The organism is uncultured Methanobrevibacter sp. (genome assembly GCF_902771435.1).
Lineage (GTDB): Archaea > Methanobacteriota > Methanobacteria > Methanobacteriales > Methanobacteriaceae > Methanocatella.
Window position 1 is genome coordinate 1 of the sequence record NZ_CACXXB010000017.1, and the last position, 12,397, is coordinate 12,397.

The following is a 12,397-nucleotide window of genomic DNA, read 5'->3' on the forward strand; positions in this document are numbered from 1 at the left end:
GATGTCTTATTCAACTTGACTGTTATTAATGACGGCGAATATGATTTCACCAGAAATGTAACTGTCGTTGATAATTTACCTGATGGAATAATTTACATCGAAACAGTCGACATTATAGGTGCTGATGTAGTTCAAGATGCTGTTCTCAGCAATAATGGCAGAACTGTAACTTGGGTAATTACTAACATTACTGCAAATTCAACTGCTGTTATCATAATTAGAACTAACACTACATCTGTTGGTCCTAAACTCAATCCTGAGACTATTATCTTTGACAATGGTTATAACAAGACTGTCAACTGTACTATAGATGTACTTCCTATTGTTGATGTGTCTGTTGTTAAAACATCTGATAAAGCTGTTTACTACGTTGATGATATTGTTGTCTGGACCATTAAAGTATCCAATGCTTTCAATGGTACTGATGCAACCGATGTCAGAGTGCAGGATATATTACCAAGTGAATTTACTTTCATCGATTACGATGCAACTAAAGGTACTTATGAAGACGGCGTTTGGACTATCGGATTTATGGGCAACGGTACTGAAGAGACCTTAATTATCGTTTCACTTGCTAATAGTGCTGTAGTAAATGCTACCAATGAAGCGAATGTATCCTGTAATGAAACTGAATGGAATTACGACAATAACTATGACAATGCTACTGTCACTGTTTTCATAAATCCTCCTCCATTCAAGTATGTCAATAATACTAAACCGTTCCATCATGAGAACGTAATCTATTACTTGACTGCTACTAATGTTGGACCTGTGACCTTTGAAAATGAGTTACTTGTCATTGATAGTTTGCCTGATGGTGTGGATTACATTAGAACTCTTAGAATCACTGGTGCTGATGTGTTAATGAATGCTACCCGTGATGGCAATAAAATATATTGGGTAATTACCAATATTTCTGCAGGATCAACTGCTGTCATTGAAGTTTTAGCTCAAGCAAACGCTATTGGTGTTAAAGTCAATAATGAGACTCTTGTTTATCCTGATGGTTCCAATAAGACAGTTAACGCTACTATTGAAGTACAACCTATAGATGTTTCTGTTGTTAAAACATCCGATAAAGACAGTTACTTCATGGGCGATATCGTTGTTTGGACTATTAAAGTATCCAATGCTTTCAATGGTTACACTGCAACTGATGTCAAAATGAATGATGTCTTGCCTGCCGGATTTACTTTAATTGACTCTACTGCAACTAAAGGTAGTTATGCTAATGGTGTTTGGACTATCGGTGAAATGCTCAAAGGCACTGAAGAGACTTTAACAATCTATTCACTTGCTACAACCGAAGGTACATTTACCAATTATGCAAACGTAACCTGTAATGAAACTGAATGGAACTACACTAACAACTTCGATAATAAAACAGTGGATGTTAAAAAGAATCCTGACATTGAAAAAACAGTTAATAACACAAAACCATATCATTACGAGTTTGTGGAATATTACTTAACTATTACAAATACCGAAGAAATCGATTACACTAACAGTTTAGTTGTGATTGATAGCTTGCCTGATGGATTAGTATATGCGGATACTTTAAACGTTGAGGGTGCTACTTTAGTCAACACTGTTGTCTATGGCCAAATTATTACTTGGACCCTTAAAGACATTAAAGCTAAATCCAGCGCTGTCATTACTGTAAAAGTATTTGTAGATGGACTTGGAGATTTAACCAACAACGGAACTCTTGTTCCTGCTTATGGTAATAACATAACTGTTAACTGTACAATAACTCCTATTCCTATTGCAGATTTAGAAGTAATAAAATTAAGTGATGGTAAAAAACCAAATACCCACGTTTACTCAAAAGGTAATACAGTAACATGGACAATAAAAGTCATCAACCATGGACCGGATGATGCTGTTAATGCCGTTGCTGCTGATTTCTTACCTTCCGGTTTAATTTATATTTCAGATGATTCCCAAGGAGCATTTGATCATAATACCGGTATTTGGAACATTGGTAACCTTGCAAAAGGAGAATCAGTAATCTTGAACATTGTAACCAATATTAGCATAACAAATGCTAGAATTACAAACAATGTTGATGTTACTTCCGAAACCTACGATCCGAACGAAACAAATAATCATGACAATAACACTATTCGTGTCGCACCTGAAGCTGATTTAGAAATCGCTAAACTGGTTTCCCAAGCTACTTCTCGTGCTAATGACATAATCACTTGGACTATCATTGTGAAAAACAATGGTCCTGATACTGCTGTAAATGCAGTCGTGTCAGATAAATTACCTTCTGGTGTAGTTTATGTTTCAGATGATTCAAATGGTGCTTATAATCATAATACTGGCGTTTGGAAACTAGGAAACCTTGCTAAAGGCAAATCCAAAGTTCTTCATATTAAAACCAAAGTAATTGGTACTAACAGAACAATCACTAATTTCGCAAATGTTACTTCAGATACTCCTGACCCAGATGAATCAAACAATAAAGATAACAATACAACTAAAGTCGGCCCAGTTGCAGATCTTATGATCATCAAAGATGTAAACAAAGATACTGTAAAAGTCGGTGACAAAGTTGAATTTACAATTGTTGTTAGAAACTTAGGTCCGGACACTGCTGTAAACACTCGTGCATACGATGTTTTACCTGACGGATTGAAACTTATCAGTTTCAAAGTATCCAGAGGTACTTATGATCCTGTCACAGGAATATGGAATATTGGAGATATGGCTAAAGGTGATAGTGCTACATTAAGCATAGTTGCAAAAGCATTGGTTGTAGGTGAAATTGTCAACGAAGCTTACGTTGAAAGTGATACTTACGACAACAACACTTCAAACAACTATGACAATGCTACCGTAACTGTTGTAAATGTTACAGAACCTCCAGAACCTCCTGTAAGTATTTTAAAATTATATCCTACAGGTAATCCATTAGTAATGGTGCTTTTAGCATTATTAACAATAGTTGGAGTAAGCATAAGAAGAAGAAACTAAACACGTTATATGGGAAATTGATTTTTCCCATATTTTTTTATTTTTTATTTATAAAATTCATCATAATTTTATAAAATATGTATGAAATCACTTTTTTTAAAAAATTTCTAGAATTTTCATTGCAATTTTTTTAAGTTTTCAAGATTATTCACTTAAATTTTACATAGATTCATATTTTACATTTAATTTTTATAATCATGAAAAGAAAATTAAAATAATAAACTATATATTTAAAAAATTAGTAAAATATTAATTGCATATGTATTCCGATTATAGAAAATATAATTGAGGTTGCATGTGTTATGGAAAATTTGTTATTAAATAGTATTTTAATGAAAATTGGTGAAAAATCATTTCTAACATGTTAGGAATGTAAGGCTTTTAACCAACAGTCTTAATCGGGATTCAGTCTTGATTCAGTTCTAGGATGTTCAACCTAGCGAAAAACAGGTAATCTATTAAAAATTCGGCTGTTAAAGTTTGGCCATTTTAACGGTTGATTTTCTAGATTATTAAAATAATCCAATAACTATGCATTGATCTTATCACATCAGTTATTCTAAATCAACTTTGGTTTTTAATGGCTGATTAATAGTTATTAGATTATTTTATTTTAACTTTTTTTATAAGATTTTTTTTAACTTTTGTATAAATTATATTCCATAATATTTTTATTGTATTAATTATATAGTAATATGTGAGGCATTTTTTTGTCTCTTCATTAATTTTTCATAACTATTTGATATTTTAAGTTTTTCGTTAAAAAAAGTTAAACCAATTTAAAATTTGTTTAAAATGTGAGGTAAATTTATGCGAGATAAGCGATGTTTATTTTTCATTTTAATACTATTTTTAATAATTTTTTCAACTTCATTTGTAAGCGCAAGTGAAGATTTAGCACATGGCGATACGAACGGAAAAATAATGCTGTCAAATGACAGTGTTGCAATTGATAATGATAAATTAAGCAATGTTAATTTGGATTCAATTGATGAGGCAGCGGATTCTACATTGGGCCTTGTAGATGATGCGAAAAACACGAATGAAATTGAAAATGAAAGTCGTTTAACTTTTAATGATAAAACTCCGATATTGGGAGTAAGTAATGACGAACCTGTGCTCGGTGCTGCTGTTAATTTAAGGGGCGGTACTGCACAAGATGTAATGGATGAAATTTGGAGAAATAGAGGAACTGGAAATATTATTTATCTTAATGGTGGAACTTACACCGGTTCAGGAACACTTACAGCTAATAGAAATAGCCATCCGGTAATTAGCGATGTTACAGTCATCGGCGGATCTGAAGATAATCCAGAACAAATGGCTGTTTTCACTGATGGCGGTCCTGTTTTAACATTTAGGGGAACTCCTCAAAATTGGGGTACTCGATTTTATGGTGACTCCGGTTATGAAGTAAGAAATGTTGTCTTCAAGCACATTAAAGCAGAGCAAAAATTTATACAGTTCTGTAGTGGATCTGTAATAGATTGTGTAATTGATGATTGTGAATCAGCTTATCAGTTTCTTACATTAGTGGGTTGTTCTGAAACAGGTGATCAAATCCACGTTTATGGTTGTAATTTTACAAACTGTCGCCAAACTTATCCTGGTGATGATGGTGTTAAGGATGGTACAGGTCAACTTGGAGCAGTATTCGGTATAGATATGCGTAACTGTAATTTTATCAATACTTCTTCTGCTCAACACGGTGGAGCTTTATGTATTGCTGATGAATCAGAATGGGGCTCACTTCGTGTTGCTTCTACACTTGTAGACACAAACTTTATCAATGTTACCTCCCGTTGGTTTGCAGTATACATACACGGTAATTTCAGTACTTCAGTAGATTACCTCAAAACTCCTGAAATACTTGATAATTGTAAATTTATAAATTGTACTGGTACTGGAGAATACTCCGGTGGTTTAGGAATAAGTCACGTTAATGTAATTGTTAGAAATTCTCAATTCGAAAACTGTAGTGGTGGACAAGGTTCTGCTATTATGATTGGTGGATTAAGTGGTGACCATGACGGATTCAGTGGTAGAAACACTAAGGCTAATAATGTACTTATAGAAAATTGTAATTTTACAAACAATGTAGCTACCCTTAATAAAACTTCATCATACTGTAACGGTATTTATCAACTAGCTTGGGGTGAACAAAGAAGACCTGGAGTACAATACTATGACAGAACCCCGCCAAGTGAGGTTCTCACTCCAAATTCTAACGGGAACTGGTATATCAAGCATGAACGTATAACATTTGACCCAACAGGTAATGCCGGTGCGATTTTTGTTTATGGTAATGATACAACTATCCGTGGCTGTATTTTTGATGGTAATACTGCAGAAAGTGGTAAGGGTGCTGCTGTTTATATAGAAGGTGAAAGAACTACTATCCAAGATTCTAAATTCTACAATCATACAAGTACAAACGGTACTGTTTATATTAAAGGTAATGATGCTAAAATTATAGAGTCTACTTTTGAAGATAACCGGGCTGAAAATGGTGCTGGTGTTTTCATAGAGGGTAATACTGCTCAAATCACTCAGTCTACTTTTGAAGATAACCGGGCTGAAAATGGTGCTGGTGTTTTCATTAAAGGTAATGGTGCTCATATTGAACAGTCTACTTTTGATCATAACAATGTAAACAATCAGGGTGGAGCTGTATATATTGATGGTTCCAATTCTTATATCAGTAAAAATGATTTCACTTATAACGAAGCTGTTCCTCAAGACAACAGCTCTTCAGGAACTACCGGTTTAGGTGGAGCTATTTATGTAAATGGTGATCATACCCAATCTGGAGAAAATACATTCACCCACAACAAAGCCCGTAACGGTTCTGCAATTTATACATCTGGTAACGACTTCAAACTTTATTATGATACATTTAATGAAAATCAGGCTTGGAGTTACCTTTTGATTATCACTCCTGAACCTGAAGAAAGTTATTATAATCAAAGCGATGTTAACATAACTGTTTGCCATGTTGGTGGAGACAATATCATTAATGCAATTCACAATACTGCATCAAATGATCAAATAACCTTCCATCAGGTAACTTACAAAAACAGTCATGGCGATGTCGTTACTACAGACTGGGGAGTTAATCCTGTTAATGGAGCTGAAGCAAGTAATGATGGTCAGTTATTATATCAAGATGATCGCGAAAACGTGCAACTAATTAACATTACTAAAATTGTACGTGATGAAGATGGTGAAGTCATTTTACAACAGCATACAGATTATACCAATATTACAGGTGAAATCAGGTATACAATTAGAAAACCTATTAAACCAGGTAATTATACTGTGTATGCTGAACACCCTGAAGACTGGAACTATAAATTCATTGCAAGCACTGCTAAATTTGAAGTTTTAGGTCTTGTGGATTTAAGTACTAACAAAACATCTGATAAAAATGAGTATAATGTCAGTGATATAGTAGTTTGGACAATTAAAGTTCACAATGCTGCTAACGCTTCTAATGCTACAAATGTAACTTTAAAAGATGTTTTACCATCCGGATTCTCTTTCATCAATGCTACAGCAACCAAAGGTAATTATAGTGATGCAACTAAAATCTGGACAATCGGAAACATGACCAATGGAACTACTGAAACATTGACAATCAATTCCCGCGCCATTAATAATGGTACTTACACTAACGAAGTAAATGTTACTTGTAATGAAAAAGACTGGAATTTAACCAATAACCCATCTAATAGGACAGTTATTGTTCATCCAATTTGTGATTTAGTGATTAACAAGACTGTTAATGCTAGTGTTATTAATTTGAATGAGACTGTTTCTTGGACTATTAATGTTACTAATAATGGTCCTAGTGTTGCTAAGAATGTTGTTGTGACTGCTCCTGCTGGTGTGACTGTTTCTGGTAATGAGTTTACTTGGAGTATTGGTGATATGGATCCTTATACTTCTAAAGTGCTTACTATTGTTACTAAGGCGGTTAAAGAGGGTAATTTAACCAACATTGTTGTTGTTACTACTGACACTAATGAGACTAACAGTTCTAATAATAAGGCTAATAATACTACTCAGGTTGATCCTATTTGTGATTTGAATCAGTGGAATGGACTATTACTGTTGTTAATAATGGTCCTAGTGTTGCCGAGAATGTTGTTGTGACTGATACTTTACCTGCTGGTGCTATTGTCATTGGCTCTTATGCTAAAGATGTGGTTAATGGTGTTTTAATTTTAAAAATTGGCAATTTAGATGCTTATTCTTCTATTGTTATTAAAATTGTCACCCGTTTAACTACTGAAGGCAATAACACTAACATTGTTGTTGTAAATACAACTACTAATGAATCAGATTATTCTAACAACAATGCTAACAATACCACTTTCGTTGTTTCAGTTGCTGATTTAGAAATCAATAAGACTGTTTCTAATGCTTCTGTTCATAAAGGTGATACTGTAACTTGGACTATTACTGTTAAAAATAATGGTCCTAATACTGCTGTTAATGTGACTGTTACTGATGTTTTACCTAAAGAGTTAATTAACCCTGAAGTGATTAATCTTGGTCACGCTGGTAAGTTTGAGGGTAATGTTTGGTCTATTGATGAGATTGCTAGTGGTGATTATAAGGTTTTAGTTATCAGAACTACTGTTAATGCTACTAACACTACAATTGTTAATGTTGTTAATGTGACTTCTGATACTTATGATCCTAATGAAACCAATAACAACGCTTCTAATGAGACTGTTGTTCCTCCTGAGGCTGATTTAGAGGTTATTAAATTAACATTAAATCGCACTGCTCATATAGGCGATGTTGTGTCTTGGGTGATTTTTGTTTATAATCATGGTCCTGATGCAGCTGTGAATGTCACTGTTAGGGATGTTGTTCCTAGTGAGTTAGTTAATGTTACTGTTGTACACATTACTAATGGCACATTTGAGAACAATGTTTGGTCTATTGATAGACTTGAAAGCGAAAACTTTAGTATTTTAATTATTAATACTACTGTTGATGCAACTAACACTAATGTTACTAATGTTGTTAATGTGACTTCTGATACTTATGATCCTAATGAGACTAATAATGTGGATAATGATACTGTTGAGATTCCTCCTGAAGCCGATTTAGAGGTCTTTAAATTAACATTTAATCGTACTGCTCATAAAGGCGATGTTGTGTCTTGGATGATTTTTGTTTATAATAATGGTCCTGATGCAGCTGTTAATATCACTGTTAGGGATGTTGTTCCTTCTGAGTTAGTTGATGTTACTCTTGTAATCATTAGTAGGGGTACATTTGAGAACAATGTTTGGTCTATTGATAGGCTTGAAAGCGGAACCAGTTTACTTTTAGTTCTTAATACTACTGTTGATGCTACTAATGTCAATATTACTAATGTTGTTAATGTGACTTCTGATACTTATGACCCTAATATGACTAATAATGAGGCTAATGACACTGTTGAGATTCCACCTGAAGCAGACTTAGCAGTCACTATTACTAACAACTTTGAGGAGTCCGGTGAGACTTGTCATAATGGTGATACCATTGTTTGGACTATTACTGTTACTAATAATGGTCCTGATACTGCGGTTAATTCCATTCTTAAAGATGTTTTACCTGATGGTGTTGTTTATGTAAGTCATGACAATGCTAATGGTACTTATGATGAGGTTAATGCTGTTTGGACTATTGGTGATCTGCCTGTTGGCGAAACAGTTACTTTGACTATTACTACTGTTGCAAACACAACTAACGCTACTGTATATAGAAATGTTTCTGTTTCATCTGATACTTATGATCCTGATTTAAGTAACAATTATGACAACAGTTCTGTTGATGTTCCACCTGAAGCAGATTTAGCAGTTGTTATTACTAACAACTTTGAGGAGTCCGGTGAGACTTGTCATGATGGTGATACCATTGTTTGGACTATTACTGTTACTAATAATGGTCCTGATACAGCGGTTAATTCCATTCTTAAGGATGTCTTGCCTGATGGTGTTGTTTATGTAAGTCATGATAATGCTAATGGTACTTATGATGAGGTTAATGCTGTTTGGAGTATTGGTGATTTGCCTGTTGGCGAAACAGTTACTTTGACTATTACTACTTTAGCAAATACTACTAATGCTACAGTTTATAGAAATGTTTCTGTTTCATCTGATACTTATGATCCTGATTTAAGTAACAATTATGACAACAGTTCTCTGGACATTCCTCCTGAAGCTGACTTAGAAGTGACTATTACTAACAATTTCGAACAAGAAGGCACACCTGCCCATAATGGTGATGAAGTTATCTGGACAATTACCGTAACCAATCACGGACCTGATGACGCAATCAACACAATATTGAAAGATGTATTACCTGATGGATTAGTCTACGTTTCAGACGATTCTGAAGGTTCTTATGATAATGAAACTGCTGTTTGGACTATTGGAGACTTACCTGTCGGTGAAACCGTAACTTTAACTATTAGAACTTTAGCAAACGCTACAAATGTTACTGTATATAGAAATGTTTCTGTTTCATCTGATACCTATGATCCTGATTTAAGTAACAATTATGATAATAGCTCTGTTGAGATTGTTGCCCAAGCTGATTTAGAAGTAATCAAATCCGTTTCTGATAAAGCGGCTGAAATAGGCGACATAATCACTTGGACCATCATTGTTAAAAACAATGGTGTGGATACAGCTGTAAATGCAGTTGTAACCGATAAATTACCTTCTGGTGTAGTTTATGTTTCAGATGATTCTCAAGGAGCTTATGATAGTGTTACTGGAGTTTGGACTATTGGTGACCTTGCCAGCGGAGAATCAGTAAATCTAACAATTTATACTGAAGTGGTTGTAACAAATAAGACCATAGTTAACCCGGCAAGTGTAACCTCAGATACATATGATCCTAATGAAGAAAACAATTATTGCAATGATTCAACTACTGTTCCTCCTAAAGCTGATTTGGAGGTAACTACCGTACCGGATGTTAATATTGTAACAGTAGGTGATGAGGTTATTTGGACAATTACTGTAGTAAATCATGGACCAGATTCTGCAGTCAATTCTCGTGCAAGAATTGTTATACCTGATTCATTAAGAGTTTTAGGCTTTAAACCTTCCAAAGGTACATATGATTCTGAAACAGGAATATGGACTATTGGAGATTTAGTTCCGGATGAAAAGGTAACTCTCAAACTCGAAACTGAAGTTTTAAAACATGGTTCAATTGATATAGATGCGATTGTTGAAAGTGATACTTACGATCCTAACATGACCAATAACGAAGAACCTGCGGGTGTTATTCCAGACGTGCCAAATCCTGACAACGGTACTGATGTGCCTCCTGGTTCTGATGTACCTTCTGTAAAAGTTTCACATGAAGAACTGCCTGCTACAGGAAATCCTATTGTAATGGTTTTATTAGCATTACTCGCAATTGTTGGCATATCATTAAAACGGAAAAGTTAAACACGTTAATGGGAAATTTTATTTTCCCATATTTTTTTATTTTTTGTACCAAAGCAAAGTTGCTTTAAATTGATTTTACAATTGATAATTTTATATGAAATATAATATTGCTATAAAATAATAATACTTATTTTTAATATAATCAAGTTCTAATTTTAAAATAATAATTCTTTACATGGACATGTAGATATCCATAACAGTTTTGACTATTTTCATCAATTTAATCATTTAACACCATGTTTTAAAAGTAATCAGGAAGATATATACTAATGATTAAATTTGATGTGTGATTAAATGAAAAGTGATAGTATCAAGAAAGGAATTCAAAGAGCACCGCACAGGTCACTTTTAAGGGCCTGCGGACTTGATGATGATGACTTCAAAAAGCCGTTTATTGGAATAGCAAACAGTTTTACAGACATTGTACCGGGTCACATTCACCTGAGGGAACTTGTTGAATTTGTAAAGGAAGGAATTATTGCTGCAGGTGGTATTCCATTCGAATTCGATACAATGGCAGTGTGTGATGGAATAAGCATGAACCATGAAGGAATGAAATATTCCCTGCCTTCACGTGAAATTATTGCGGCAACCGTCGAATCAATGACAAAGGGCCATGCATTTGATGGATTAGTATTAATTCCAAGCTGTGACAAGGTCGTTCCGGGAATGATCATGGGTGCTGCAAGAGTAAACATCCCTTCAATCGTTGTAACCGGAGGACCAATGGCATCAGGGGAATATAACGGCAAACCTGCAGACCTTATTACAGTATTTGAGGCTGTCGGCGCTTATTCTGCTGGAAAAATGTCTGAAGAGGAAGTCAATGAACTTGAAAAATGCGCATGTCCGGGTGCCGGAAGCTGTTCCGGGTTATTCACTGCAAATACAATGGCATGCATAACCGAAACCTTTGGACTGTCCCTTCCGACATGTGCCACCACCCATGCCAGAACAGAAGAAAATGATCAGATTGCATACGAATCAGGTAAAAAAATCATAGAGCTTGTTGAAAAGGATATCAAACCGTCAGATATCATGACTCAGGAAGCGTTCAACAATGCAATTGCAGTTGACATGGCACTGGGAGGTTCATCCAACACAGCACTTCACATTCCAGCTATTGCAAGTGAAGTTGAAGGTGTTGAAGTGGATTTGGAACTCTTTGATAAAATATCCAGAAAAGTACCTCACATTGCGCTCATTTCTCCGGCCGGAGAAGATTCAATGATGGATTTACATCTTGCGGGAGGTATTCAGGCTGTATTGAAAACATTAGGCGATAAGATTGATACAGACCAGTTGACAGTAACCGGAAAGACAATCGCCGAGAACTTGGAGACTGTCGAAAACAAAAATACCGATGTTATCCACACATTGGACAATCCTGTACATGAGGATGGAGGTATTGCAATTCTTAAAGGTAATCTTGCTCCAAATGGAAGTGTTGTTAAAAAAGGTGCAGTTGCCGATAACCTGATGCATCTTAAGGGACCTGCAAAGGTGTATGATTCAGAAGAGGATGTTACAAAAGCAATATTCGACCATGAAATTGAAGAGGGAGACATTGTCGTAATCAGATATGAAGGTCCTAAAGGTGGTCCTGGAATGCGTGAAATGTTAAATCCAACATCCGCACTGGCCGGAATGAACATCAAAGATGTGGGATTAATAACTGACGGAAGATTTTCAGGAGGAACAAGAGGCCCTTGTATAGGACATGTATCACCGGAAGCCAGAGAGGACGGTCCGATTGCAGCCATTCAAAATGGCGATATAATTGAAATTGACATTAACAATAGAATAATCAATGTTGAACTTACTGATGAAGAAATTGAAAAAAGATTAAAAGAAGTGAAACACCCTGAAAGTGATGTTTCCGGATGGCTGGCGATATATCAAAAATTGGTTCACTCAGCAGATACCGGAGCTATAATGAGGTAGTG

The 12,397-nt window shown here is 35.0% G+C and carries 4 protein-coding genes; all 4 read left to right on the forward strand.

Features of this window, described 5'->3' with window-relative positions; genetic code table 11:
* Positions 1 to 2,982: hypothetical protein (locus QZU83_RS05755; RefSeq protein ID WP_295610397.1), on the forward strand; the 2,982-nt coding region annotated here is incomplete at its 5' end.
* Between the two features lie 810 nt (positions 2,983 to 3,792).
* A complete protein-coding gene (locus QZU83_RS05760; protein WP_295610399.1) occupies positions 3,793 to 7,137 on the forward strand; it encodes a hypothetical protein in 3,345 nt (1,114 codons plus the stop codon).
* Positions 7,077 to 10,451: a DUF11 domain-containing protein gene (locus QZU83_RS05765; protein WP_295610400.1), complete on the forward strand. Its 3,375-nt coding sequence runs from the start codon at positions 7,077 to 7,079 to the stop codon at positions 10,449 to 10,451. The genes QZU83_RS05760 and QZU83_RS05765 overlap by 61 nt, the downstream gene beginning before the upstream one ends.
* A 294-nt stretch (positions 10,452 to 10,745) precedes the next feature.
* Positions 10,746 to 12,395: a dihydroxy-acid dehydratase gene (gene ilvD / locus QZU83_RS05770; RefSeq protein ID WP_295610402.1), complete on the forward strand. Its 1,650-nt coding sequence runs from the start codon at positions 10,746 to 10,748 to the stop codon at positions 12,393 to 12,395.
* Positions 12,396 to 12,397 lie beyond the last annotated feature (2 nt).